Below are 24839 nucleotides of genomic sequence, written 5' to 3'. Positions count from 1 at the left end.
TATCAAGGGGGATTAGAAGATGGCAAAAAGTTTTGAAGAAGAAGTAAGCCGCGTGATGGATTCGATGTTTGAAAATGAGATGAAGAAAGTGAACGATATGCTCGAGCAGGAGCTGCTGATTTCTTTAATTGGTGAAGTCAATGCCGGCAAATCCTCGACGGTCAATAAAATCATCGGCAAGGATATTGCAAGTACCAATCCGATGCCGGGGGAAACCGTGAGCGTCGATCCATATAATTTGGAAGGCTTGGAGAATATCAAGTTCATGGATACGCCTGGGTTGAACGATCCAAATGATGAAAATCCCAAAAAGACCTTGGAGTTCGTTCAACAATCAGATGTGGTGCTATTTTTTCTAAATGCAGCTGGAACAGTATTTTCTGAAAGCGAAAAAGAAAAGTTCGCGGGAATCGAAAAGCACAACAAGGACATCCTGATTGTATTAAACAAAATTGATGCGGCTGAAGATATCCCCTCCATCATCGAATTTGTTAAAAGTCATACTGGCGGTAAATATAAGGTAATTCCAATTTCATCGAAAACTGGCGAGAATTTGGAAACCTTGAAGAAGGAAATCCTTTTTTTGCTCGAAAAGAAGGGTAAAGACCTGCTCTTTGCCAAAAGCATGAAAGAGAAATCGGCCGCTGCGAACCGCTGGATTATCGGTGCTGGCGTCTCGGCCGGCGTTATCGGGGCTTCCCCGATTCCCGGTTCAGACATCATTCCGCTGACATCGCTGCAAGTCGGTTTGATCATCAAGCTTTCAAAGCTGTACGATAAACCGCTCAGTAAAAAAGCAGCCAAAGATATGATTGTCATCACGGCGACCCAAACAATCGGCCACACGCTTTACCGCCAGGCGCTGAAATTCATCCCAGGCGCCGGTTCCGTCATCGGCGCCACTGTAGCTTCCGCAATGACCTTGGCGCTAGGCTATGGCGTGCGATATGCCTATGAAAACAATATCGCCATCGATTACGACATGATCGGCGAATTGTTCGAGAAATACAAAGCGCGCGAGAAAAAGGCATAAACGCAAAAAAACCGCTCTTATGAAAAGGGCGGTTTTTTTCTATGTACTTGCGTCTTTTGCCCGCCTGCTTTACTTTAAAAGAAAAGGATGCCGGAGGTACAGGATGAAAATATTAGTGGTGGAAGACAATCCAAGCGTCAGTTCCATGCTGGAGTTGTTTTTTCAAAAAGAAGCGATTGCTGGTGATTTTGCAGCGGACGGCCTGGAAGGATTCGCAAAATACAGACAAGGCGATTATGATTTATTGATTTTGGACTGGATGCTGCCAGGCATGGACGGCATTGCGCTGTGCCGGAAAATCCGGGAACTCGGGGATTCAGTGCCAATCATCATGCTGACAGCTAAAGACAGTGAATCCGACCAGGTCATCGGGTTCGAGATGGGCGCGGATGATTACGTGACAAAACCTTTCAGCCCCTTGACGCTCATGGCTCGCATCAAAGCAGTCATGCGGCGCTCGCAAAAGGCGGAAGCACCTATGGAAACAGTCCATACACAGCATTTTGCCGTTAATAAAGAAACGCGGGAAGTGCAAAAGGACGGCGAGGCGGTGCAAAATTTGACGCCGAAAGAGTTCGAACTGCTGCTGTTCTTCATGCAGCATCCGAAACAGGTGTTCAGCCGCGAGCAGCTCCTTGAACAAGTATGGGGCTACCAATATTACGGAGATGAGCGGACCGTCGATGTTCACATCAAGCGGCTGCGCAAGAAAATAGCAGGCGGGGAACAATTTTTCCATACCGTCTGGGGAGTTGGCTATAAATTTGAAGAACATGCGGATTAATTATTTTTACCAATTGATTGCAAGCCATTTGAGCATCCTGCTCATTGCATTTTTGATATTGAGTTTGTTATTCGTCAATTACGTGGAAGATTTTGCTTACGAGGAAAAAGCAACGGAACTGGAAAGCTATGGAGTCAAGATTTTGCAGGAGCTGGAAGCGCCGCGGCCAGGCTCAAATCTGCAGTCCTATGTGTCCATTCTGGAAGCCCAAAACATCAACTTTATCGTCTTCGACCAACAAAGCCGCATTTTGTACCCGGTATCCGGAGCGTTTCCACCTGTCGAATTAACCACTGAGGAATGGAACGTTATTGAGCGCGGGGAAACGCTCGTCGTCAACCGGGATGTCGAACGATTTGAGAATACCGTGACATTTGTAGCGATGCCATATGCCGACAATGGCCAATTGGCTGGCGGCGTGCTCCTTGCTTCGCCGGTCAGCGGCACGAGCGAAATGATTGCAGAACTGAATAAATCGCTGTTGACGACGATATTCATTGCATTGGCAGTGGCATTGCTGCTTAGTCTGCTGTTGTCGAAACTGCATGTCAGTCGTTTGAAGCGCATGCAGGAAGCGACAGGAATGATCAGCGAAGGAAACTACGCGGTGAATTTGCCGGAATCCGATTTTGATGAATTCGGCGATTTGTCAAAGGATTTCAACCAGATGGCCAGAAAGCTGCAGCAGTCGAATGAAGAAATCGAGGGACTGGAAAACAGAAGGCGCCAGTTCATGGCAGACGTTTCGCACGAAATGCGCACGCCGTTGACCACCATTGCCGGCGTTATTGAAGGGCTGCGCAATAATATGATTGTAGAAGAGCAACGCGAAAAAGGTATCCGCCTGGTCAGCGACGAAACGAAACGCCTTATCCGACTCGTCAATGAAAACCTGGATTATGAAAAAATCCGTTCGAACCAAGTGGCGCTCACGAAAGAAGAAATCGAAGCGGAAGAATTGCTCGAAATCATTCAGGAGCAGCTGGAGATGCAAGCGTCTGAAAAAGGAAACCGCATTGAAATAGCCGTGGAACCCGGACAGGTGATTTACGGGGACATGGACCGGCTGATCCAGGTTTTGACGAATATTGTGAAAAACAGCATCCAGTTTACAGCGGATGGGCTGATTTCCTTGCGGGCATACAGCGAGCCGGGCGGTATAGCTATCGAAGTAAAAGACACGGGTGAAGGGATTGATGTCCAAGAAATCGATTTGATCTGGCGCCGCTTCTACAAAGCAGATTTATCGCGTGGGAGCGGCCAATTCGGTCTTGGCTTATCAATTGTCAAGCAATTGGTAACACTGCATGGGGGAGACATCAGCGTGCAAAGCGAGAAAGGAAAAGGCACGATATTCCTGATCCACCTGCCGCATAAAGAGACAGTTTGAGCCAGTCGGCCAAGCTGTTTTTTTATTTCTCTAATTGTTACAGCTTTGGTCATAGTTTATTCATAATTGCTTGTTACGATGTTAGTAATCAGATAGAGAGAGGGATAGCAAAATGAAAAAAGTGATATACATTGCAATTGGAGTCATTGCTGCATCAGCGATATTCTTGTTGATGAGTTTTGGGAAGAACGATGGCGTGGCAAGCGTAAATGGACAGGAAATAAGCAAAGATGAATTGTACGCACAAATGCTGAAAACGAGCGGTACGGAAACACTCGATTTGATGATTTCGGATGAAATTGTCCGGCAGGAAGCTGAAAAAGAGGATATCACAGTTACAGATGAAGAAGTCGCAGATGAAATTGCGGTCTACGAAGAGCAGTACGGCGGCGCTGAAGAACTTGAGACGGCGTTGGCGGCAAGCGGAATGACGGTTGAATCACTGAAGGAAGACGTCCAGACCTATGTGAAAATCGAGAAACTGATCGGTCCGGGCATTGAAATTACAGATGAACAAATTCAAAACTATTTCGATGAAAATAAGGATTCACTGGGGCAAAGCGAACAAGTGGAAGCAAGCCATATCCTGACCGCCACTAAAGAAGAGGCAGAAGAAGTCCAAGGCAAGCTTGCTGAAGGCGGAGACTTTGCCGAATTGGCAAAAGAGTATTCGATTGATACAGCCAGTGCGGAGAATGGCGGCGAGCTTGGAACATTCGGAGCCGGTGAAATGGCCCCTGAATTCGAGGAAGCAGCATTTGCTATGAAAGCAGACGATATCAGCAAGCCGGTCGAAACGGAATTCGGTTTCCACATCATCAAAGTGACAGGCAAGACAGAAGCTGCTGAAGCTACGCTTGAAAACAGCAAAGAAGAAATCAAAGAGCTGTTGTTCGAAGAGCAATTGAACAGTGAATACGCAACATGGCTATCCGAAAAACAGGCGTCTTATGACATAGAAAACAAAATTGCAGAAGGAGGAAATTAATATGGGATATTACAATTCAAGTGAACCGAAGAAAAAACGTACAGGCTCTTTTGCATCCAGCTTTATGGGGCTGATTGCAGGAGCGCTTCTGGTGGGAGTGGTTCTGCCGGAATTCACGGATGTTGATTCGGCCGCAGACAACGGCGCAGTCATCGCTGAAACAGCAAGCGGCGTACAAGGAAGCACGAATATCGTGACCACCGATATTACAGAAACGGTTGAAAAAACTTCAGGAGCTGTCGTAGGCGTAACAAACTTGCAGACAGCCCCTCAAAGTCCATTTATGCCGACAGCTGAGTCTGGAGAACAGAAAGCCGGAGCAGGATCAGGCGTAATTTATAAAAAAACCGGCGATTGGGCATATATCGTCACCAATAACCACGTCGTCGAAGGTGCAGAAAAAGTTACCGTGACACTTGATGATAAAACGGAACTAGATGCGGAAGTGCTGGGCACAGATGTCTGGACGGACCTCGCCGTGTTAAAAGTGCCTTCCGAGCAGATTAAGACAGTTATCGAATTTGGCGACTCGTCTGTCCTTAAAGCAGGCGAGCCGGCAATCGCTATCGGCAATCCACTGGGCCTTCAATTTTCCGGATCGGTGACCACGGGTGTCATTTCCGGCACCGAGCGGCTCGTGCCGATCGATATCAATAAAGACGGAACAGAGGATTGGCAGGCAGAAGTCCTCCAGACAGACGCGGCTATTAACCCTGGCAACAGCGGCGGTGCGTTGATCAATAGCCAAGGCCAACTGATCGGCATCAATTCAATGAAAATAGCGCAGGATGCTGTCGAAGGCATCGGGCTTGCGATTCCAATCAACTCGGCAATTCCGGTAATCGAGGATTTGGAATCTAAAGGAGAGGTGGAACGACCGTCGATGGGTGTCAGCATTCTGGGGTTGTCCGAAGTTCCGCAGCAATACCGCCAAAGCGAGCTGAAACTTCCAGAAGAAGTGGAAGGCGGAATAGTGGTCAATGAAGTTTCGCCAAGTTCAAGCGCGGACAAAGCAGGGCTCCAGCAATTTGATGTCATTGTCGAGATGGACGGAGAGCCGGTAACATCCATCCAGGAACTTCGCCAGCATCTGTATAACGAGACAGAGGTCGGGGATAGATTGAAAGTGAAAGCATACCGCAACGGGGAATTGATGGATTTTGAAATCGAACTGAACGAAAGCCTTTAATGCAAAAAGAGGATGCGATTGCGCATCCTCTTTTTGTTGTGCATAAATCGTATTGGGCTATTGCCATCAGTTTATCAACCCCCACATATCAGAGGAGATTCCGAAAAAGATCAATGCCAATATGGCGATTGAAAAAATGACCACACCGACTTGTATCGGCTTGTAGTCCTTGATTTTCGGCTCTTCTAAGCCTTCCATGTGGTGCATATGGTGATGGTGCGGCGGTGTTTCAACCGGTTCAGCAGTGTCATGGGCGGTTTGCAATTGCTCCTTTTCCACAGGTTCTTGCTGATTCATGATGATCGCCTCCCTTTGTAACACTTATTGATATAATATTAACAGAAAAAACAAATAATTAATACAACTAAGATTTTATTTTTCGGAATCAGAAGGTCGCTGAAATCTGGACCAACAAAAAAACTGATTGCTTGAAAGCAATCAGCCTAAAAGTCCCCACATGTCGGAACTTATGCCGGTAATAATGAGGATCAATACCAATATGACGAAAATGACGATACCGATTTGAATGGGTTTATAGCCCTTGGTCTTCGGCTCCTCCAAACCTTCTTTTTGTGCCGGGGGACCTTGCATTTCTGACTTATTGGCTCTTGCGTATTCTTGCTCTTTTGGATCTTTTTCTGTCATGTGAATTTCCTCCTTTTCTGAAGCAGATTGATTGAAAGCTGACATTAATGGAGCTTACTTAAAGAATTTTTCTTCTTCCTTTTTTTCGAGGCTTGTCAATTTCTCAGCCAGTTCTTTGCCGAACAGCGGAGAAGACTGCGGATCGCGGCCAGTTAAAATCTGGTCGCTGCCCCATACGGCATATTGTTCTTTATCAGAAGCCGGTTCGTAATTTGCAATTTTCTTCATTTCATCTTCAAGGCTGAATGGCAGCAGATCCACTACTTCTTCGGGCTCGAATTTATTTGGATAACCTGTCACTTTCAAACCTTCTAAAATTCCGCGGCCGTCTTTTGTCTTGGTATAGACGAGCGGCGCTGGTCCATGGCAAACAGCGGAAACAATGCCGCCTGTTTCGTAGACAATGTTGATGACGGCGTGCAAATCTGGATCATGCGCTAAGTCGAACATAGCACCGTGTCCGCCGACGATCATGATTGCATCGTAATCGCTCGCTTTGACGTCAACAATCGGTGTCGTTTTGTCCGCAATACCGGAGTCGTATAAATCCTTGTATTTGCCTTCTGGGTCATATTCTTTGCTGAGGCTTATCGGGTCAACAACTGGTTTGCCGCCTTTTAGTGAAGCAAGGCCGACTGTGTGCCCTTCTTTTTCAAGCGCTAATACTGGAGCGAACAATTCTTCCGCCCACCATCCAGTTACGTAATTATTTTCTTCATCTGCATATCCGCCTGATAGAACGGCTAAAACTTTTGCCATCATTTATTCCTCCTCAGAGTCTTTATGTCTATTAGTTCATTTACCCTTTCAGGCTATCCTGAAACGTTTTAGTAACCGCATTCATAGGAGTGTGAAAGAAACATAAGCAAGGTTTATTACTTTCGTAGGAAAGAGTTCAACGCTTACTTGAAACTTGTTTCACCATTAGTAGTCTGGGTATTCAGATAATGAATGCTGAAAACTAATAGGAAGGGGAAGGGAAAATGGAAAATGGGAATCAGGAACGCAATGATAAAGTGGAACAAAAAGTGGAAAAACGCCAAAAACCACAATTCAATGCTGGTGGAAATTCTTCGGATTATGATGGCGGCCATCCAGCAGGAAGCTTTTCGGAAGAAGAAACCTCTGAAAAAAGTGAAGATCAAGGTACATTTAATGCCGGAAATAACGATTCGGATTACGATGGCGGCCATCCAGCAGGAAGCTTTTTGGAAGAAGAAACCTCTGAAGAAGGTGAAGATCAAGGTACATTTAATGCCGGAAATAACGACTCGGATTATGACGGCGGCCACCCAGGAGAATCTTTCCGTTCGAAAAAATGATACTCAGCCATTGGAGAAAATTTTAAGACTGACAAATTTAAGATAAATCCAGGAGGTTATGCATATGTTCTTCCATCAAGGTGAACTTCAATATCATTCGAAACCGGACGCTCCAGATCCGGTGTTTGCGAAACAAGTCCAGGAATTGATTGGCGGGCAATTCGGTGAAATGTCCGTAGCAATGCAATACTTATTCCAAGGGTGGGGCACCAGAGGAAACGAGAAATACAGAGACTTGCTGATGGATACCGGAACCCAGGAATTGGGGCACATTGAATTGCTTGCTACAATGGTAGCGCGCCTTCTTGAAGGAGCGCCAGTCTACGAGCAGGAAAAAGCAGCAAGTGACCCGATTGTCGGGGCCATCATGGGCGGAATGAATCCGCAGCATGCAATCGTGCATGGTCTTGGTGCATCGCCAAAAGACAGCAATGGCGTCCCTTGGAACGCTGGATATATTGTAGCGAGCGGGAATTTATTGGCGGATTTCCGTGCCAATGTCAATGCCGAATCGCAGGGGCGCCTACAAGTTGCCCGTCTATACAGCATGACGGATGATCGGGGTGTCAAAGATCTCTTCTCGTTCTTGCTGGCGCGCGATACGATGCATCAAAATCAATGGCTCGCTGCTATTAAAGATTTGGAAGCGAAAGAAGGACCAATCGTGCCTTCAACCCTGCCGCCTGAATGGGAAGCGACGCAATTCTCACACATTCTTTATACCAACACGGACACAAGCACAGCTTCGCAATTGCCTTGGGTCGGCCAGCCGGCGCCGGACGGCCAACCGATGACTGTTGAAAAACCGGAGCCATTAAGTGAGAAACCTGTATTGAAGCCTGCTCCAAGAGAAGCGCACAATACATTGCCAATGGATAAATTGTAATAAGAAAATGGAGCCTCTTCGCTGAAGAGGCTCATTTGCGTGTTTAAAGGGGAGAGAATGATGGGCTCCAAAAAATGGATCATGTCGCAGCAATTGCAGGATGTGCTGTTTTTGCATTGGGCGGTTCCCGCAGATTGGCTTTGCGGAATGCTGCCTTCTGAATTGGAACTGGATCTGTATGGTGGAGAGGCATGGATAAGCGCTGTGCTGTTCAAGGCGCGAGGCACGCATATCCGGGGCATGCCTGCGATGCCGGGAATGCGGACATTTCTGCAGCTGAACGTCCGGACGTATGTCCGGTACGGAAATCGGCGCGGCGTCTACTTTTTTTCGATGGATGCAAACAGCCTGGCAGCTGTCCAGACAGCGTCTCTGGGCGGCTTTTTGCCATACCGCCAGGCGCACATCGAAATGGCTAAGCAAGGAACAGGGATCATGTTCAAGAGCAGACATAGCGAAGCGAATGGCGTTGAAGAAATTGAACTGGCTTATGAACCCCAAGCGGCAATTATTGAACCTACCCCTTTAGAGATTTGGCTGACAGAGCGTTACAGCCTGTGGACGAAACCGAAAAATCGGCTTTACCGCCTGGACATCGGCCATCCGCCCTGGCGCATTCAATATGTTAAAGGAGAGATCAATGAAAATTCTCTTGCCGGATTTCTGCCGGAACAATTGCATCGATTGCGTCCGGTAACCCATTACAGCTCTTCAATGGAAGTTTTGTTTTATCCGCCGATTATCGAAAAAAACGCAAAAAAACGCTGAAGCCAAAGCTTTAGCGTTTTTCTTTATTGTTTAGGATGTGATAAAGTCGCCGCCGTTAATATGAATTGCCTGTCCGGTCACATAAGTCGAATCTTTCGACGCGAAATAGACATAAGCCGGCGCCACTTCTGAAGGCTGTCCTCGGCGTTCCATCGCTGTTTCACTGCCGTGCTTGCCGACTTTTTCCGCATCAAAAGTTGCTGGGATAAGCGGAGTCCAGATTGGCCCTGGCGCAACGGAGTTGACGCGGATGCCTTTGTCGGCAAGGTTTTGGGAAAGCGAGCGTGTGAAGGCGGTGATTGCGCCTTTCGTCGATGAATAATCGATGAGTGACGATGAGCCGCGGTATGCGGTGACAGATGACGTATTGATGATCGAATCTCCTTTTTGCATATGTGGAACCGCCGCTTGGCTTAGATAGAACATACTGAAAATGTTTGTTTCAAATGTTTCCATCAACTGGTCGGGCGTAATTGCCAAGAAGTCATCCTGGGGAAATTGCTTGCCTGCATTGTTGACCAGTATGTTCAGTCCGCCGAATTCAGCGATGACATCGTCAATGAGCTTTTGGCAATTTTCGGAGTCCCCGATGTCCGTTGCTGATTTGAATGCCTTCGCGCCATACGATTCAATAACTTTGACCGTGTCTTCCGCATCGGCGTGTTCATCCAAGTAAGCGATCGCGACATTCGCCCCTTCTTTTGCAAACGCCACAGCTACGGCACGGCCGATTCCGCTGTCTCCGCCGGTGATCAATGCTGTTTTGCCTTTAAGTTTGCCTGAGCCTTTATAATCTTTATCATCATAAATCGGTTCAGGGGACATTTCTCTTTCAGATCCAGGCTGGTGCGACTGTTCCTGTGGGTCAATTTCTTTGTCGATTTTTTCGAATTTATCTTCTGCCATTATGAATTCCTCCCCATTTCGGTTAGTTATAGGGTCATTATTCCCGTTGGGCTCTCCGCTAAACGCTATACCGTGAAGCCGTTCCGAAACTATGAACCGGACCGCCTTTTTCTGAAGAAGATGTAGAATAGCCCGGCAAGCACTGAAACGAGGCTGACAGCTGAAGCAATGCCGAAATAAGGCGGTCTGTAAGTAAATTCAACAGTGTTCAGCCCCTTTTCTATGGGCACGGCGACAAATGCATAATTGGCTTTCAGCACCGTAGCCGGTTCGCCGTTAACCCTTGCTTTCCATCCTCGCTCATAAGGGATACTGAGCAATAAATACTCATCCTGCTCAAGGTTATCGTAATCGAGCGTAACTTTACTGCCATCGATTTCAACATTTGCCGCGCTTGAAGGTTTTTGTGCCTGGGCTTCCAGCACTTCGTATGGTTCTTCGAAAACCTGTAGTTCTGTCAGCCGGTAATTGCCTTGTGGCAGCCGGATTTGGATAATTTCGTCAGCTGGTATGCGAATGGTCAAGTCGTCGACATATGTCCGGTAGATGGAATCGTTGGATTTGCGGCTCGTTTCATAGCCATTCACTGTCAGGATAAATCCTTCACTCGGAGCTTCGTTCTCCAAATGGAATGATACATAAAGGTCGCCTTCAGTAACTACGCCGTCTATCCGCGTCAAATCGATTCCCCCGGTTTCGCCATGGACTTTCAATAAGCCATTATCGTAGACGGCAGCTTGTTCCTGGATTTGATATTGCTGCGCCTGATCCTCTACAGAAAGTGGAGCAGAGCCGCCGTCGCCGTCCAGCACGATTCCCTTCAGCATGGCGTGTTCCCGGACGAGCGGAGGCGACGCTTCGAGCCCTGCTTCGGAATAAGAATCAGAGACAGAGCGGGCGAAAGGTAGATTATTGGTATTTCGATAAACGGCAAAGTTTTCTGAAGCTGTCAGCTCTTCAAAGCCATAGGGAACATTCGGATCGCCTTTTTCCAAGATGGTGTATTTGCCTTGCAGCAAGCTGTGGAGATTGGCCCGATTGCCCAGTGACGCGTAACGGCTGACACTTTCACGGCCCATATCGATTTCCAAGTCATATAAATAAAAATACAATAAATTTTTATTCAGAATGCTGGAGTATGCACTAAGCCCCCGGAATTCCTGAACAATCGGCGTATTGTTGCGGATGTCTTCCATCCAGTCGATGCGGTACATCGGATCGCTTTCCTGCGCATGAATTTCTTCCAGCAAACCTCTGATTTCAAGAGAATCATAGCCCGCGGTAGTAAGCAGCTCTTCGTTAACATTTTTAACGCGGCCAGTTTCTAAGAGAGTATCAGCTTGGTATAAATTTGCAAACATGACAGCGGAAACTACCACATAGACGGCTAAGCTTTTTTTCAGCAGCGGCCGCGGCCAGCGAATAGACGCGGCGAGCAGCAGTATGGCTGCCGACAGTGATATTGAAACAAATACGGCTTGCCATGATTCGGCATCAAAACCTACGTCTATGCTGATAGCCAAGTTATAGGCCAGAAGCGCAAAGGCTGCGGCAGCAACGAGCTGGCGCATGGTGAGGTCGCCGAGGCGTTCCAATCCTACCGCTACTGCGCCGCCGCTCACAAGTGCCATAAAATATTCCCAGCGGTATTGCGGAGCGGAGAAGCCATTGAAAAGGCTTGCCGCAATCGGGCTGTAGTGAAGCAACGTACCGATTAATGCGAACAAAGCGAACAAGCGGAACAAGCGGCTCCGATGGAAAGCGGGAATCGTCCAAAATAGCAAGAAAATTGCAGGCAAAACAATGTAGCGGCTGGTAAAAAGAATGTTATCAGTCATATTCACCCACTCGATGTCTTCTTGGAAAGCTGGCCGATGATTGTTCAGATAGGCATAAACCGCAGGCCCAAAAGATATTGCACTGATGCCCAGCCCAAGAAGGCCGAAGGCAAAAAAAGTGCCGATGGCTTTTCTTTTTGGAATTTCCGATTCAGTTAGCGGGAAAAAAAGTCGCACCGATATGTATATAGCTGTGAGCATAATATTGATGTATGCAAAATAGAAGTTGTCGATTAGCGAAATGGCTATAGCAAATAAAAACCAGCCAGGCTTGTGCTCCCTGAACACTTTCTCCGCACCAAGAATCAGCAGCGGCAGCCATAAATACGCGTCAGCAAAGAATTCCCAATAAACTGTATGGCGGAAATACATTCCTGACAAGCCGTAAAGCGCAGCGCCGGTGAACGCGGAAAGCATGGAAATGCCCATATAGATAAACAACCTGGTGGTGATGAACAAAACAAAAGCCAGCCGAATGATACTAATGAAAACTGCTGCATTTGCCCAAAACAGCACATCTGTCGAATCGATAATATGAATGCTTTCAAGCACAAATACTACAACGGCCGTAATCAGGAAAACAATTGATGTGGAAAAATAATAGGAAAGTTCGCTGAACGTCCCTGCGCCCAGGCCGAAATCGAATGAATAGAAAAACTCGCCGCTGCTGTATTGTTCATACAACAGCTTTTTGAATGGCATCATCTGGGAAGCTCCGTCATCAATGCCGATCATAAAGTGGCCGCGCGTCCATTGGGAAAGGAAAACCGCGTGTCCGGCAGCTGATAAAGCGAGACAGCTGAAGAACAAAAGGACATTCGGGTATTTCCACTGCATGGTATCACCAACTTTCGGATTATTTAGAGCGCGCAGGCCCCTTCATGATTCTGCTTGAAACGAGAAAAGTAATCGGCACTGTAAACAGAACGGCCGCGAATGGAGCGATATTGCTGCTTAAATGGATGAATTCCACAAATACATAAATGAGGAAGGTGGAAACTGACATATTGACCACCTGCGTTAACGGGAAATAAAGATATTTTTTGAGTGTCGGTTTTACATTGTACGTAACGTAAGAGTTTAAAAAGAAAGATACATTCAAAGAAATCAGAAAGCCGAAGACATGCGCAAGCAAGTATGGCAGCCCAGCCCATTTATGGAGCAGCAAATAAATGCTGTAATAGGTGATGGTGTTGATGACTCCGACAACAACAAACCGGTTGAATTCCGTATTCAGGCGTTTAAGGAGCATCGTATTCATCCGCATTGCTGATATCGACAAGGAAATTCGGGCGGCGCTTAGATTCATTGTAAATGCGCCCCACGTATTCTCCGATTACGCCAAGACTGATCAACTGAATGCCGCCGAGAAACAAGATGGCTGTAATCGTCGTGAAATAACCGGGTGCACCGATGCCGTTCACCATAATATTGTAGAAGGTCACACCAATATAGATAATTGAGAGGACCAGAACGATAAAGCCGGTATAGAAACAAATGCGCAGCGGCTTCATATTGAAAGAAATGATTCCGTCGATGCCATAGTTCACCAAGCTGCCAAAAGACCATTTGGAAGTTCCGGCTGACCGTGAAACATTTTCGTACGAAATGATCTTTTTGCTTAAGCCGATCCACGAGTAAAGGCCTTTCGAAAAGCGATTGCTTTCGCTGAGCTGAAGAATCGAATTAATGGCTTTGCGGCTCAGCAGCCGGAAGTCGCCTTCGCCGTCAGCAAAATCGACATCAGTAACAAAATTTACTAATTTATAATAGAAGGAAGAAAACACGCTTCGCAATTTGCTATCGCCTGTGCGCGACCGCTTCGCAACGACTTGGTGAAACCCTTCTTCAAATCCGCTGAACATTTCGCTGATCAATTCCGGCGGATGCTGAAGGTCGCTGTCCATCAAAATAGCGGCATCGCCTTGGATCCGTTTCAGCCCGGCAAAAAGTGCCGCTTCTTTTCCAAAGTTGCGGGTCAATGAAATGTATTTGACGTCGGCATGTTCATCCGCGAGCGCAAGGATCTGCTGTAACGTACCGTCGCTTGATCCATCATTGATAAACATGATTTCATAATCGAACGGGAGCGGCTGAAGTTCCTGAACTAATTTTTCATACATGAATTGGATATTGGCTTCTTCGTTATAAGCCGGCACAACTATGGAGATTAATGCCACATGAAAGGCTCCTTTCCGAGTATCATTCAATAAAACAGGCTGTCTGCTATTGTTTACCCATCGCTTTTTGTAATTATACAACTCTCTCGCCGCATATATGAAACTTATTTGCCGGATGAACGTATAGAATAATACCGGCCGTTATTCCGGAGACGCGCCGGCGGGAAATTTTCAATCTGTAACTCAACTTATATCAATAAGACGCAGAATTGGTAAAACGGTTCCAGCTGTAATTGGGATTGAAAGCCCTTAATAATTGAAATTTTCCGGAATTACAAATAGACTTATAGAAGAGTACATAAAGATGAATGGAGAGTGCAAAAGAATGGCTATTAACTTGGTAAAAGGTCAGAAGATCGATTTAACAAAAGGACGTTCTTCTCTATCGAGCATTATGGTCGGATTGGGTTGGGACCCTGTTGAAACGAAGAAGAGCGGCGGATTTTTGGGCGGCTTGCTTGGTGGAGGCGGCGGAGGCGGTTCAGAAGTGGACTGTGACGCTTCAGTTATCCTATTGGATGAGAACGGCAAACTGAAAGGCAAAGAAAACCTGATTTATTTCGGCAACAAGAAAAGCAAGGACGGCAGCGTTGTCCATTCAGGCGATAACTTGACTGGTGCAGGAGAAGGCGACGATGAAACGATCCAAATCGATTTGAAGAGCATTTCGCCATCTGTTCACCGACTGGTGTTCGTTGTCAATATCTACAACGCAAAACAGAAGAAACAGGATTTCGGCATGATCCAAAATGCTTTCATCCGTTTAGTAGACAACCAATCTAAAGAAGAACTTATCCATTACAACCTTACTGAAAACTACGGAGGCAAAATGTCATTGATCCCTGGAGAACTTTATCGCCAAGGCTCTGATTGGAAATTCTCCGCTATCGGTGAAGGAACAATGGATGCAGATATCGGATCAATCGCAAACAAATACGCTTAAGGGGTGCATGCGCAATGGCAATCAATTTATCAAAAGGTCAAAAAGTAGATTTAACTAAATCAAATCCGGGTCTTACGAATGTAATCGTCGGTTTAGGCTGGGATACAAACAAATACGATGGAGGACAGGACTTTGACCTGGATTCATCCGTATTCCTTTTAAACGCAGACGGCAAAGCAGCTTCTGAAGCCGACTTTATTTTCTATAACAACACGATTGGAGCCGCCGGTTCAGTAGAGCATACAGGCGACAACAAAACAGGTGAAGGCGACGGGGACGATGAGCAAGTCAAAGTGACCATGTCGACAATTCCAGCAACAATCGAACGTGTGACGTTTGCAATCACAATCCATGACGCGGAAAACCGCGGGCAGAACTTCGGGCAAGTGAGCAATTCTTACGTCCGTATCGTCAATGGCGATTCAAATGAAGAACTGATCCGCTACGATCTTGGAGAAGATTTCTCGATTGAAACGGCGATTGTCGTTGGTGAACTTTACCGTCATGGCGCTGAATGGAAATTCAATGCAATCGGCAGCGGCTATCAAGGCGGCCTTGGCTCACTAGTTAAAGACTTCGGCCTCGACAGCTGATTTGAAAGCAAAAAAGCAAGGAGGCTGTCTCCTTGCTTTTTTTATCCATTAATTCCGTTATTAATTTTAAGGTGCTTGCTGTTGCGGCGGGGCCGGGAGGAAAGAAGTTATGAGACATTTTGGCGTTTTGAACGATTCTGATTTAAAAACCTTTTTTAAATATACCCCGGCAGAATTCAACCGAGATGCAGAACGGGAAACATTGGGGTTGGCTTTGGGAGCGGCGCTTTACACGCCCGGCTCCAGGCCGGATTTCGCCTATAAGATATTATCTGGGCAATACAGCCGTGATGCGTTTTCTGGACTGACGACATTGATCGTTTGCCTGGAGGATGCTGTTGCAGACTCACAGCTTTTGCAGGCGGAAGACAATGTCGTTCAGCAGCTGAAACGGTTGGAAAAAGCGAAGGCGTTTCAGCTGGAGGCCGGACCGGCTCTTTTCCTGCGGATCCGCAACGCGCAGCAACTCGACAAGATGACGGCTTTGTGCGGTACCTCCCTAAGCGTTTTGACCGGCATCGTCTTTCCGAAATGCGAACCGGAGAACCTTTTGGCATTCTTTCCAGCGCTTGACCGCGCCAGTGTGGCAGCGGGGCGCAATTTATACGCCCTGCCCCTGCTTGAAACGAGAGAAGTGCTGTATTCCGAAACGCGCGACCAGGCACTGCAGGAAATCCATGAAATTTTGTTGGCGGAAGTGGACCGTGTATTGACAGTCCGAGTCGGCGCCACTGATTTTTCCAGTTTATATGGCTTGCGCCGTCCTGCAGAACGAACAATTTACGATGTCCACGTAATCAGGGACTGCTTGGCCGATGTGCTGAACCGTTTCGGCAGAGCCGAAGACGGTTTCACCGTATCAGGGCCAGTTTATGAACATTTCTCTGCTAACCGACAAGGTTGGCTCACAAGCGTTCCGGAGAAGGTGCTATGGGAAGAAGTGCAATTGGATGCCCTTAACGGATTCAAGGGCAAAACTTGCATCCATCCGTCCCAAATAATGATTGTTAATGCTGGCTATATCGTCTCGCTCGAAAGTTACACAGATGCTGCATTGATTTTGTCCGAAAGCGATTCGCATAATGGTGTACTGCAAAGCCCGACCCGAAACAAAATGAACGAAGTAAAACCGCATTTGAGCTGGGCAAGGAAAATTGCCGCCCAGGCGGAAGTCTATGGGGTGCTGAATGAAAACTTTAAACCAATCGATGTCCTCAACCACATTCGAGCAAGTCAATTATCAAAACAATTATAAATTATGGGATTCTCTTGAACTATTGGTTACGGTGAACCAATCTTTTCAGGGGCTGCCAGTGGAATCGCTTTTTTCGATGGCTCTTCGGGTCAATAAAAAACGGCAATTCCTGTTTGTCAGCAAGCTGATCGCCAAGCATTTGGCAGTCAATCCAGCCATTGCGTTAGGCACCGGCACTTTGCTGGCTTCTTTACTGATGGAAAAAGAGAGCCTTTCTGCACCGCCTCAAACACAGAAACTGGCACGCATGATCGGGGAGGGAATTCCTGATCCTGCTTTGCTGAAAAAAGCATTGGACTATAGAATTGCTTTGCCAGAGAAAACGGTTTTTATCGGCATGGCGGAAACGGCTACCGGATTAGGCCATTCTGTTTTTCAGCATTTTGAAGATGCTTTTTATATTCATACAACACGAGAAAACATAAATGGAGTAGCCCCATCTTTTGTTTTCGAAGAAGAACATTCCCACGCGACTTCCCACAGAGTTTATGCTCCAGAAGGAATGCTCGAAGATGCGGAAGCCATCGTGCTCATTGATGACGAGATCTCTACGGGCAATACCTTGATCAATCTCATAAAAGCCTTGGATGAGCAATTCCCAGGCAAAAAATATACGTCCTTGTCGATACTCGACTGGCGCAATGAAATACAGCGGCAAAATGTTAGCCAGCTTGAAGCGGACCGGAACATCAGCATCGCAGTCCTTGCCTTAATGGCCGGAGAGTTCGAACTCCGGCACGGTTCATCGCCGGAAGACGGCGAACTGGAAAATTTGTCAGGAACAAGCAGTTTACAACTGGAGGAAATTGTATTTTCAAAACCATTGCCGCATCAATCGGCCACGGGCCACCGCTATATTCCACTGACTGGCCGCTTCGGCTTGTCCAGCACTGCCCATTTAGAAATCGGTAGCTGGGCAAAACAGGCTTCAGCGCTGGCCGGAGAGCTGACAGCAAATGAAAAGCCGCTGGTAATCGGCATTGGCGAGAATATGTATTTGCCGCTCCGCTTCGCTTTGGAACTGGACAGCAATGCACTTGTCCAAACAACTACGCGCAGCCCGATTTTTGCTTCTGACACAGAAGAATACCCCATCAAAGAAAAAGTGAAGTTCAGCTTGCCTGATGCTGACGGAGTGAACCAGTTCATCTATAACGTGGACAAGCTTGATATAACAACGATTTATTTGCTAGCTGAATCTGTCACATTAGAAGAAGACTGGCAGCCGCTGATTTCTTATTTAGAGAAAAAAGCGCCTGTCAAATGGATTTCTCTGACGAACAAGAAAGCGGGGGATGGAGCCTGATGATTGAAGCAGGACTGGTCAAAACAAGCTATTCGAAAGAAGATATCACTTTTTTATTGAAAGATGTAACTGATGACTTCACCGAAAGTACACTCGAGGAACGTGAACAAGCGGTTCAAGCGGGAGCGCATTATGCAGAGCGCCTGCCGATTGAATACGTGCCGTCCCAAGAATACACGAAACTGTATCATGCTACGGTCGAAAAAACCAAGTCATATTTGGGCTCTTTGGTTGGCCTTGTAGCTCGCCGCATCCACATGAATGCGGGGACAGATGATATTGTACTCGTTTCTCTTGCGCGCGCCGGCAGCCCGATCGGCATTTTGATCCGCCGCTACGCGCAACAGATTTTAGGCATGGATTGGCCACATTACAGCGTATCGATTTTGCGTGATAAAGGGATCGATGAAAAAGCGATGGAAGCCATCTGCGAAAAACACCCCGAAAGCCGCATTCAATTCGTTGACGGTTGGACTGGGAAAGGTGCCATCCAAAAAGAACTGACAAAATCGGTTGCACTTTTGAATGATAAAAACGGCTCGAATCTGAAAGATGATATGGCGGTCTTGGCCGATCCCGGAGCATGCGCCGTATTGTTTGGCACAAGGGAAGATTTCCTGATTCCAAGCGCTTGTTTGAACGCAACAGTGTCTGGGCTTGTAAGCCGTACCATTTTAAATGATAAATACGTCGGTGAAAATGACTTCCACGGCGCCAAATTCTATGCCGAACTGCTTCAGGATGACTTATCCAATGATTTCATCAATCAGGTAACTGCTGAATTCAAGGCAACAGCGGACGCAGTGGAAAAAGCCGCTGAAAGTTCTCCAGCAACAGCGGAGCGGACATGGCAAGGCATGCGGGAAGTGGAAGAAATCGGCGATAAAATGTACAGCGAACGGGATTACCACCTCGTCAAACCCGGGGTCGGCGAAACGACGCGAGTACTGTTGCGCCGAAGCCCATGGAAGGTGTATGTCCGCGAACTCGATAATCCGGATGTGCAGCATATCTTGATTTTGGCGAAAGAAAAAGGCATAGACGTCGAAGAAGTGCCGGCCTTGTTTTACCAGGCAATCGGCTTGATCAGATCGGGGAAAGAATTATGACAATTCTTTTTGCGAGTGATTTGGATCAGACTTTGATTTATTCCCGCCGGTCAATGGGGCTTGATGTCTTAGAGGCGGAATTGCGGGAAGTGGAGCGTTTTGAAGGAAATCCTCAATCGTTTATGACTGAAAAAAGCCAGCAGGCGCTGTGGGAACTTTCGGAATCGACGTTTTTCCTGCCGGTGACTACAAGAACTCAAGCGCAGTACGAGCGTGTAACCGGTATTTTCAAAAACGGCGAAACGCCTCGTTTCGCAGTTATTTCAAACGGTGCGGTCATCTTGGAGAATGGACAGCCGATTCGCGAATGGTCTGAGCGGCTGCGCCAGAAATGCACAAGTGATAGAACGGTTATCGAGGAACTGCTGCCGAAAATAAAGCAGCATTTTTCAGAAGACTGGGTGCTGCGAGTGCGCCAGGCGGACGATTGGTTCGTCTATCTGATTGTCGACCGTGATCGTTTTCCGGAAGAGAGATTAAGCGAATACACGAAAATTTTCCGTGAAATCGGCTGGGACATGTCGTTGCAGGGGCGTAAGCTCTATTTCATGCCAGTCAGCATCACAAAGTCGGGCGCTATGGAATATGTGAAAGAACGGGTCAATGCAAGCTTTGTGGCAGCGGCCGGAGATTCATTATTGGACCATTGCCTCCTCGAAAGTGCGGACCTTGGGCTATTTGCTGCCCACGGAGAAGCTGTAAAGAGCAACATTCCGATTTCAGCCCATATTGAAGTGACTAGACAAAGCGGTATTAGAGCAGGGGAAGAAATTCTTGAGCGTATCGCGAAAGTGGTTCTGCAATATAAATAAAGGAGGAGGGGATTCCCATGGTTCAGCTGCATCCGGTTCGCGTGAGAACGTGGGATCCGGAAAAACTGGGTGAATGGCTGGCTAAACCGCTGGTTGCGCACCCTGAAACGAAAGTGGAAGATGAAACCATAACGTATCCGCAGCTGCTGGGGCAATTTCTCGGCATGCCGCTGGATGCCGATGATTATTTTGCAGCAATGTATGATTTGCTTGAACAAGCGGATGGCAGGCTGATCCGCCTGTCGGGCAACTTGAATAAGCAAATTTCTGGAGAACGTCTGCGCAGCCTTCAGGATTTATTCGAAATGAATAATAAGGAAAGGGGACTGTCCCCTAGCCGCATCGTGGCATTTCTGGACGGCAAGGGTTTGCTTCCGCGACTGAAGGACGCGGGCTTGAATCGTCGGATCCGCCTCATCATGATTGAAGTGTTGAAGGAATTTCAGGAGCAATCGGGAGGCAGCACGACGATTTCTTCTTTCCGGCGCGTGGCGACCGATCTTGTAAAATGGACGTTCAACCACGTGGAGCCGGAGCTGGATAAATTGGCACTTGAAAAAGGTTTGCCTGGATTTTTGTGGTATGGGGAAACGACGGAAAGTGAAAAATGGTTCATGAAATTCGCAGCGAAGTTCGGCTTCCATCTTATCGTCTACGACCCTGAAGGCAAACAATGGTTGGAAGATGCTGTCGGTGAAAAAGATCTGCCGTCGCATAGCTTCCAAATCACAGCGGATACAGTGCCGCCTTTCCCGCTGGAACGGCCTGAGAGAGTCGGCACAGTCGCTTTCCGGGCAACGCAGGAAGTGGACCGGCTTTTGCATCACGATGATTCTGGCTTGTACAAGCCGTTCCAGTTTAAATCCTACGCAACCAAATCAGTCCGCTTGAAAACCACCATCGATGAAGCTTTTATCTTGGCAAAAGAACGGGCGATGGTGCGGCCGTCATTTGCAGTGGAGCGTGGAAGCGTCATCATTCCAGTGGTTTTCGCGAAAATTATGGGAATCGAAAAGGACCGCAAGCGTTTTTGGGACAACATCCATAACCTGGATGAACGCGAAGATACTTTATTGATTCGCAGTTTCCCTTTTATTGAGGAACGGAAAGGCAATCAACAATTCCATTATCGCGCGGCGCTTGGCAAAGATGGCCGCTTAGATCCGGAAAAGATGAAGACCGCAAATTGGTGGAAGTACGGAAGGCTGCCGACAGGTTTACAGACGGCATTGTGCGAAGCGATTGCACGGCATGTGGAAAAGCCGATGCTCGCTCCGCAGCCAGGAGAGTCTCTGGAAGACTTGAAGCTTTACCAATTTTCGCAATCGATGTCGCTGCCGGATCCGGTCATCAAACTGATCCAGCAATTCGATTATCCGCAATTTGTGCCGACGCTGCTTTTTTACAACGAAGAAAAAGATGGCGAACTGAGCCGCGCGGATGCCAACGTGATTGCCTTGATCCACACTTTCGGATTGGATGTGATCATCATCAATCCACAAGCCCATCAAGACATCGAGCGCTGGATAGATGCGGATTTGATTGATACGCATTGGCTGGACGACAGAAGCTACGACGAACCATATAGAGAACCGTCAGTGGTGAAAAAGATGTTCAGAAAATGGCTTTAACCATAAAAGGAGGGAAAGTTGATGAACACGATGCCAAATCAAATCGAAGAACAAGAACTCGCAATGCAAAACGAGAACGAGCTGAAAGTCCAGCTGAAGAAAAACCCTGAAGTATTGCAGCTGGCTTCAAAAATCAATCCAAAAAACCAGATTGAATTATTGGAGTTCGGCCGTGAGCCGGCAAATGAAATTTCAGCGTTCACCGGCAAAGTATTGAACACGGTTCAAGCGAATAGCATGGAGGAATCCAGCGAGTTGCTGAAGCAGCTGGGCAAAATCATGGATAAGTTCGACAAGAAGGATTTTGTGGAGAAGAAAGGTTTTCTCAACAAAATTTTCAACAAAGGCAATAAAGTGATCGAGCAATTATTCAGCAAGTACCAAACGATGGGTACGGAAATCGATAAAGTCTATGTCGAGATCACGAAATATGAATCTGAAATGAAAAAGTCCACTACGACTTTGGAAGAACTGTACGACAAGAACTTCCAGTATTTTATGGAGCTGGAAAAATACATTGCAGCAGGCGATATTAAAATCGACGAACTGAAACAGCAATTGCCTGGCGTCCAAGCCAAGGCGGAAAGCGGCAATCAGATGGCGTTGATGGAATTGAACTCACTGCAGAACGCCATTGAATTGTTGGAACAGCGCGTCTACGACTTGGAGATGGCAAAACAGGTTTCCTACCAGTCGGCGCCGCAGATCCGCATGCTGCAACGGGGCAATACGAAGCTCATCGGGAAAATCAATTCTGCTTTCGTCACGACAATCCCTATCTTTAAAACAGGGTTGATCAACGCGATTGCCGCGAAGCGCCAGAGCTTGGTTGCCGAAGGCATGAATGAGCTTGACCGCCGTACGAACGAAATGCTTTTGAAAAATGCCAACGACATCTCACGCCAAAGTGTTGACATTGCGCGCATGTCTGGACAGCCGAGCATCAAAATTGAAACGATTGAGCAAACATGGGAGACAATCATGCAGGGCATGAATGAAACCCGTGCAATTGAAGACGAAAACCGCAAAATGCGCGAGCAAGGGCGTTTGCGCATCGAAGAGTTGCAGAAGAAATACGAAGATACCCAACGCAAAGCTACTTAATCTGAGGAGGAATTCACGTATGTCAACGATCAACTTAACAAAAGGCCAGAAAATTGATTTAACAAAAACCAATCCAGGATTAACAAAAGTTTTAGTCGGACTTGGCTGGGATACCAATAAATACAGCGGCGGAGGCGACTTCGACTTGGACGCGTCCATTTTCCTGGTAGCGGAAAACGGCAAATCACGCGGTCCGGAAGATTTTATCTTTTACAATAACCTATCAGGCGGCAACGGTTCTGTCGTCCACACTGGAGATAACTTGACGGGCGAAGGGGACGGCGACGATGAGCAAGTGATCGTGGACTTGCCGAATGTGCCTTCAGACGTCCATAAAGTGGTATTCACTGTAACTATTCACGAAGCGGAAAGCCGCGGCCAGAATTTCGGCCAAGTATCAAACGCATTTATCCGCGTGATGAACGAAAGCAGCAACCAGGAAATTCTGCGGTACGACCTTGGGGAAGATTTCTCTATTGAAACGGCGCTTGTCGTCGGAGAACTTTACCGCCACGGAGCGGAGTGGAAATTCAACGCCATCGGCAGCGGCTACCAAGGCGGGCTTGCCGCTTTGGTCAGCGATTTCGGCTTGAATTAATCAATTGAATAAAGTACAAAAGGCTGTCCCGGAAAGTCATGAATATGGCTTTGGGGCAGCCTTTTTCTATTGGGTCATCGGTCGCAGTTATTCGAGAGCCGAAATATAGTAAAGATGATGCAATATTTTATGAATTGGAATTATTCAACATCGCTATTTCGATTTATGCTATCCTCAAAAAGAAAGTAAAGCGATAAGGAAAGGGTGAGTTGCATGGTGGATATAGAGCGGGTAAAAGAAATTCGGCGGGCATTGCACCAGAAACCGGAGCTTGGCGGAGAAGAATGGGAAACGTCTGAACGCATTCAACAAGAGCTCCAAAAAGCTGGCATTCCGTTTAAGACGGGATTTGCAAAAACCGGTGTGCTTGGAATCATTGAAGGAAACGGCACAGGAGGCACAGTGGCGCTGCGTGCAGATATTGATGCCTTGCCGATTTCGGAAAAGGCGGATGTTGAATTCAAATCCAAGGCAGCTGGGAAAATGCATGCCTGCGGACACGATGCACATACCGCGATGCTGCTAGGCACAGCCTTCAAGTTGAAAGAAATGGAAGACCAGCTGTCTGGGCGTGTGCTGCTTGTGTTTCAGCCAAACGAGGAATCGACGCCAATCGGCGGAGCGCGGCCGATGATGGAAGACGGAGTATTTGATGAGTTCAAACCGGATGTCATTTTTGGACAGCATGTATGGCCGGATTTGCCGGTGGGCCAGATCGGCGTCAGGGACAAGGAAATGATGGCGGCTTCCGACAGGCTTATCTTCACGATCAAAGGTGCAGGCGGGCACGCGAGCATGCCACACCAAGGCAAAGATGCCATCGTCATCGCTGCCGAATTTATCTCTTCGCTGCAGTCGATAGTCAGCCGAAATGTCAATCCGCTGGAATCAGCGGTCATCACAATCGGCACAATTAGCGGAGGGTACCGGTATAACGTCATCGCGGACAGTGTGGAATTAAATGGCACAGTCAGAACTTATAGCAGCCAGGCGAAAGAAACGGTAAAACGGAGAATCGACAGTCTCGTAAAAGGTTTCGCAGAAGCATTTGAAACGGAAATCGACTATGAATACATCGAAGGCTATGACGCTACCGTCAATACGCCGGAATGGGCAGAGCTGATTCGGGAACGCGCTGAAGAGCTGCACGGCGCTGATGCATTGCCAAAAGTAGACCCTTCCATGGCAGGCGAAGATTTTTCACGATTTTTGGCCGAATACCCGGGTGCTTTCTACTGGTTGGGCTGTGCGAAAGAAGGGGAAGAAAAATCGAAGCCACTCCACGATCCGGAATTTTTCTTCAACGAAGATGCGCTGGAAATCGGCATCAATACGATGGTCGATGTGACGGTCAGCGCCCTTAAAAAACTGAAAAACTGACTGCTGGTGGAGTTGCCACGAAAACCGTGGCTGATCAGCGAACTTTATGGTTGTTTAAAAAATAGTTATAAAGTTCGCTAAAAATAAGCTTATATGCAATTTTCTTCAAATAATATTGAGTAATCCTGAAAATAATGTATATAATATTGTTAAAATGAATAAAAATTCTTTTATTTAGG

25 protein-coding genes are annotated in these 24839 nt (G+C 47.2%); 18 read left to right on the top strand and 7 right to left on the bottom strand.

The features are described from left to right. The first annotated feature begins 19 nt into the window (after positions 1 to 19). The 5 genes from AC4EHJ_RS08760 (at position 20) to AC4EHJ_RS08740 (ending at position 5384) form a co-directional block, all read left to right on the top strand. Positions 20 to 1033 (top strand): GTPase, encoded by a 1014-nt coding sequence (locus tag AC4EHJ_RS08760; protein WP_490975178.1) that lies wholly within the window; start codon positions 20 to 22, stop codon positions 1031 to 1033. Between the two features lie 103 nt (positions 1034 to 1136). After that, entirely contained in the window at positions 1137 to 1817 is a 681-nt protein-coding gene (locus AC4EHJ_RS08755; RefSeq protein WP_490975177.1) for a response regulator transcription factor, read from the top strand. Further along, complete coding sequence (locus tag AC4EHJ_RS08750; protein WP_490975640.1) at positions 1807 to 3207, top strand: ATP-binding protein; 1401 nt, start codon at positions 1807 to 1809, stop codon at positions 3205 to 3207. Before AC4EHJ_RS08755 ends, AC4EHJ_RS08750 begins: the two co-directional genes overlap by 11 nt. Positions 3208 to 3319: 112 nt before the next feature. Further along, positions 3320 to 4195, top strand: coding sequence for a peptidylprolyl isomerase (locus tag AC4EHJ_RS08745; protein WP_490975176.1), 876 nt, complete (start codon positions 3320 to 3322; stop codon positions 4193 to 4195). 1 nt (position 4196) lies between these two features. Further along, on the top strand, positions 4197 to 5384 hold the full coding sequence (locus AC4EHJ_RS08740; RefSeq protein WP_490975175.1) for a S1C family serine protease: 1188 nt from the start codon (positions 4197 to 4199) through the stop codon (positions 5382 to 5384). 66 nt (positions 5385 to 5450) lie between these two features. On the opposite strand, the gene AC4EHJ_RS08735 is transcribed toward AC4EHJ_RS08740, so the two are convergent. From AC4EHJ_RS08735 to AC4EHJ_RS08725, 3 genes are all read right to left on the bottom strand, one after another. After that, on the bottom strand, positions 5451 to 5681 hold the full coding sequence (locus AC4EHJ_RS08735) for a hypothetical protein (RefSeq protein ID WP_490975174.1): 231 nt from the start codon (positions 5679 to 5681) through the stop codon (positions 5451 to 5453). 141 nt (positions 5682 to 5822) lie between these two features. Further along, entirely contained in the window at positions 5823 to 6029 is a 207-nt protein-coding gene (locus AC4EHJ_RS08730; RefSeq protein ID WP_490975173.1) for a hypothetical protein, read from the bottom strand. 54 nt (positions 6030 to 6083) lie between these two features. Continuing rightward, positions 6084 to 6788, bottom strand: coding sequence for a type 1 glutamine amidotransferase domain-containing protein (locus AC4EHJ_RS08725; RefSeq protein WP_490975172.1), 705 nt, complete (start codon positions 6786 to 6788; stop codon positions 6084 to 6086). A gap of 224 nt (positions 6789 to 7012) precedes the next feature. Here AC4EHJ_RS08725 and AC4EHJ_RS08720 point away from each other — a divergent pair, with 224 nt between their 5' ends. From AC4EHJ_RS08720 to AC4EHJ_RS08710, 3 genes are all read left to right on the top strand, one after another. Then, positions 7013 to 7351 carry a hypothetical protein gene (locus AC4EHJ_RS08720; protein ID WP_490975171.1) on the top strand — a complete coding sequence of 113 codons (339 nt, stop codon included), beginning with the start codon at positions 7013 to 7015 and terminating at the stop codon, positions 7349 to 7351. A 64-nt stretch (positions 7352 to 7415) separates the two neighbouring features. Beyond that, positions 7416 to 8237, top strand: coding sequence for a manganese catalase (locus AC4EHJ_RS08715; protein ID WP_490975170.1), 822 nt, complete (start codon positions 7416 to 7418; stop codon positions 8235 to 8237). Positions 8238 to 8297: 60 nt separating this feature from the next. After that, the gene (locus AC4EHJ_RS08710; RefSeq protein WP_490975169.1) at positions 8298 to 9005 is read left to right on the top strand and encodes a YqjF family protein; all 708 of its coding nucleotides are present in this window, start codon (positions 8298 to 8300) and stop codon (positions 9003 to 9005) included. Between the two features lie 30 nt (positions 9006 to 9035). Here AC4EHJ_RS08710 and AC4EHJ_RS08705 read toward each other — a convergent pair whose 3' ends face one another. The 4 genes from AC4EHJ_RS08705 to AC4EHJ_RS08690 all read right to left on the bottom strand — a co-directional run bounded on the left by AC4EHJ_RS08705 (position 9036) and on the right by AC4EHJ_RS08690 (position 13929). Beyond that, positions 9036 to 9911, bottom strand: a complete 876-nt coding sequence (locus AC4EHJ_RS08705; RefSeq protein WP_490975168.1) for an SDR family oxidoreductase — start codon at positions 9909 to 9911, stop codon at positions 9036 to 9038. Between the two features lie 89 nt (positions 9912 to 10000). Further along, positions 10001 to 12586, bottom strand: coding sequence for a YfhO family protein (locus AC4EHJ_RS08700; protein ID WP_490975167.1), 2586 nt, complete (start codon positions 12584 to 12586; stop codon positions 10001 to 10003). A gap of 19 nt (positions 12587 to 12605) precedes the next feature. Beyond that, the gene (locus tag AC4EHJ_RS08695) at positions 12606 to 13001 is read right to left on the bottom strand and encodes a GtrA family protein (protein ID WP_490975166.1); all 396 of its coding nucleotides are present in this window, start codon (positions 12999 to 13001) and stop codon (positions 12606 to 12608) included. Continuing rightward, the gene (locus tag AC4EHJ_RS08690) at positions 12991 to 13929 is read right to left on the bottom strand and encodes a glycosyltransferase family 2 protein (protein WP_490975165.1); all 939 of its coding nucleotides are present in this window, start codon (positions 13927 to 13929) and stop codon (positions 12991 to 12993) included. Before AC4EHJ_RS08690 ends, AC4EHJ_RS08695 begins: the two co-directional genes overlap by 11 nt. A gap of 325 nt (positions 13930 to 14254) precedes the next feature. Here AC4EHJ_RS08690 and AC4EHJ_RS08685 point away from each other — a divergent pair, with 325 nt between their 5' ends. The 10 genes from AC4EHJ_RS08685 to AC4EHJ_RS08640 all read left to right on the top strand — a co-directional run bounded on the left by AC4EHJ_RS08685 (position 14255) and on the right by AC4EHJ_RS08640 (position 24660). After that, positions 14255 to 14872 (top strand): TerD family protein, encoded by a 618-nt coding sequence (locus tag AC4EHJ_RS08685; RefSeq protein ID WP_490975164.1) that lies wholly within the window; start codon positions 14255 to 14257, stop codon positions 14870 to 14872. 14 nt (positions 14873 to 14886) lie between these two features. Beyond that, a complete protein-coding gene (locus AC4EHJ_RS08680) occupies positions 14887 to 15465 on the top strand; it encodes a TerD family protein (protein WP_490975163.1) in 579 nt (192 codons plus the stop codon). 109 nt (positions 15466 to 15574) lie between these two features. Further along, positions 15575 to 16720, top strand: coding sequence for an HpcH/HpaI aldolase/citrate lyase family protein (locus tag AC4EHJ_RS08675; protein ID WP_490975162.1), 1146 nt, complete (start codon positions 15575 to 15577; stop codon positions 16718 to 16720). After that, entirely contained in the window at positions 16653 to 18026 is a 1374-nt protein-coding gene (locus AC4EHJ_RS08670; RefSeq protein WP_490975161.1) for a phosphoribosyltransferase domain-containing protein, read from the top strand. Before AC4EHJ_RS08675 ends, AC4EHJ_RS08670 begins: the two co-directional genes overlap by 68 nt. Next, a complete protein-coding gene (locus tag AC4EHJ_RS08665; protein WP_490975160.1) occupies positions 18026 to 19135 on the top strand; it encodes a cysteine protease StiP family protein in 1110 nt (369 codons plus the stop codon). The genes AC4EHJ_RS08670 and AC4EHJ_RS08665 overlap by 1 nt, the downstream gene beginning before the upstream one ends. Beyond that, entirely contained in the window at positions 19132 to 19947 is an 816-nt protein-coding gene (locus tag AC4EHJ_RS08660; RefSeq protein WP_490975159.1) for a hypothetical protein, read from the top strand. Before AC4EHJ_RS08665 ends, AC4EHJ_RS08660 begins: the two co-directional genes overlap by 4 nt. A 17-nt stretch (positions 19948 to 19964) precedes the next feature. Further along, positions 19965 to 21578: a YceG family protein gene (locus tag AC4EHJ_RS08655; protein ID WP_490975158.1), complete on the top strand. Its 1614-nt coding sequence runs from the start codon at positions 19965 to 19967 to the stop codon at positions 21576 to 21578. Positions 21579 to 21599: 21 nt separating this feature from the next. Beyond that, positions 21600 to 22682 (top strand): toxic anion resistance protein, encoded by a 1083-nt coding sequence (locus AC4EHJ_RS08650; protein WP_490975157.1) that lies wholly within the window; start codon positions 21600 to 21602, stop codon positions 22680 to 22682. Between the two features lie 19 nt (positions 22683 to 22701). Beyond that, positions 22702 to 23280 carry a TerD family protein gene (locus AC4EHJ_RS08645; RefSeq protein ID WP_490975156.1) on the top strand — a complete coding sequence of 193 codons (579 nt, stop codon included), beginning with the start codon at positions 22702 to 22704 and terminating at the stop codon, positions 23278 to 23280. Positions 23281 to 23493: 213 nt separating this feature from the next. Next, complete coding sequence (locus tag AC4EHJ_RS08640) at positions 23494 to 24660, top strand: M20 metallopeptidase family protein (protein WP_490975155.1); 1167 nt, start codon at positions 23494 to 23496, stop codon at positions 24658 to 24660. Positions 24661 to 24839 lie beyond the last annotated feature (179 nt).

The organism is Planococcus sp. TJ-301 (assembly GCF_058268475.1).
This window is presented reverse-complemented; position numbering and strand designations above follow the sequence as displayed.

What these genes read in the sequence shown, in the direction of transcription:
- AC4EHJ_RS08700 (WP_490975167.1), bottom strand. Translation starts at nt 12,586, where the DNA reads ATGCAGTGGAAATACCCGAATGTCCTTTTGTTCTTCAGCTGTCTCGCT.
- AC4EHJ_RS08725 (WP_490975172.1), bottom strand. Translation starts at nt 6,788, where the DNA reads ATGGCAAAAGTTTTAGCCGTTCTATCAGGCGGATATGCAGATGAAGAA.
- AC4EHJ_RS08665 (WP_490975160.1), top strand. Translation starts at nt 18,026, where the DNA reads ATGATTGAAGCAGGACTGGTCAAAACAAGCTATTCGAAAGAAGATATC.
- AC4EHJ_RS08650 (WP_490975157.1), top strand. Translation starts at nt 21,600, where the DNA reads ATGAACACGATGCCAAATCAAATCGAAGAACAAGAACTCGCAATGCAA.
- AC4EHJ_RS08760 (WP_490975178.1), top strand. Translation starts at nt 20, where the DNA reads ATGGCAAAAAGTTTTGAAGAAGAAGTAAGCCGCGTGATGGATTCGATG.
- AC4EHJ_RS08715 (WP_490975170.1), top strand. Translation starts at nt 7,416, where the DNA reads ATGTTCTTCCATCAAGGTGAACTTCAATATCATTCGAAACCGGACGCT.
- AC4EHJ_RS08730 (WP_490975173.1), bottom strand. Translation starts at nt 6,029, where the DNA reads ATGACAGAAAAAGATCCAAAAGAGCAAGAATACGCAAGAGCCAATAAG.
- AC4EHJ_RS08655 (WP_490975158.1), top strand. Translation starts at nt 19,965, where the DNA reads ATGGTTCAGCTGCATCCGGTTCGCGTGAGAACGTGGGATCCGGAAAAA.
- AC4EHJ_RS08750 (WP_490975640.1), top strand. Translation starts at nt 1,807, where the DNA reads ATGCGGATTAATTATTTTTACCAATTGATTGCAAGCCATTTGAGCATC.
- AC4EHJ_RS08645 (WP_490975156.1), top strand. Translation starts at nt 22,702, where the DNA reads ATGTCAACGATCAACTTAACAAAAGGCCAGAAAATTGATTTAACAAAA.
- AC4EHJ_RS08740 (WP_490975175.1), top strand. Translation starts at nt 4,197, where the DNA reads ATGGGATATTACAATTCAAGTGAACCGAAGAAAAAACGTACAGGCTCT.
- AC4EHJ_RS08695 (WP_490975166.1), bottom strand. Translation starts at nt 13,001, where the DNA reads ATGCTCCTTAAACGCCTGAATACGGAATTCAACCGGTTTGTTGTTGTC.
- AC4EHJ_RS08745 (WP_490975176.1), top strand. Translation starts at nt 3,320, where the DNA reads ATGAAAAAAGTGATATACATTGCAATTGGAGTCATTGCTGCATCAGCG.
- AC4EHJ_RS08640 (WP_490975155.1), top strand. Translation starts at nt 23,494, where the DNA reads ATGGTGGATATAGAGCGGGTAAAAGAAATTCGGCGGGCATTGCACCAG.
- AC4EHJ_RS08705 (WP_490975168.1), bottom strand. Translation starts at nt 9,911, where the DNA reads ATGGCAGAAGATAAATTCGAAAAAATCGACAAAGAAATTGACCCACAG.
- AC4EHJ_RS08670 (WP_490975161.1), top strand. Translation starts at nt 16,653, where the DNA reads ATGAAAACTTTAAACCAATCGATGTCCTCAACCACATTCGAGCAAGTC.
- AC4EHJ_RS08755 (WP_490975177.1), top strand. Translation starts at nt 1,137, where the DNA reads ATGAAAATATTAGTGGTGGAAGACAATCCAAGCGTCAGTTCCATGCTG.
- AC4EHJ_RS08660 (WP_490975159.1), top strand. Translation starts at nt 19,132, where the DNA reads ATGACAATTCTTTTTGCGAGTGATTTGGATCAGACTTTGATTTATTCC.
- AC4EHJ_RS08720 (WP_490975171.1), top strand. Translation starts at nt 7,013, where the DNA reads ATGGAAAATGGGAATCAGGAACGCAATGATAAAGTGGAACAAAAAGTG.
- AC4EHJ_RS08710 (WP_490975169.1), top strand. Translation starts at nt 8,298, where the DNA reads ATGGGCTCCAAAAAATGGATCATGTCGCAGCAATTGCAGGATGTGCTG.
- AC4EHJ_RS08675 (WP_490975162.1), top strand. Translation starts at nt 15,575, where the DNA reads ATGAGACATTTTGGCGTTTTGAACGATTCTGATTTAAAAACCTTTTTT.
- AC4EHJ_RS08685 (WP_490975164.1), top strand. Translation starts at nt 14,255, where the DNA reads ATGGCTATTAACTTGGTAAAAGGTCAGAAGATCGATTTAACAAAAGGA.
- AC4EHJ_RS08680 (WP_490975163.1), top strand. Translation starts at nt 14,887, where the DNA reads ATGGCAATCAATTTATCAAAAGGTCAAAAAGTAGATTTAACTAAATCA.
- AC4EHJ_RS08735 (WP_490975174.1), bottom strand. Translation starts at nt 5,681, where the DNA reads ATGAATCAGCAAGAACCTGTGGAAAAGGAGCAATTGCAAACCGCCCAT.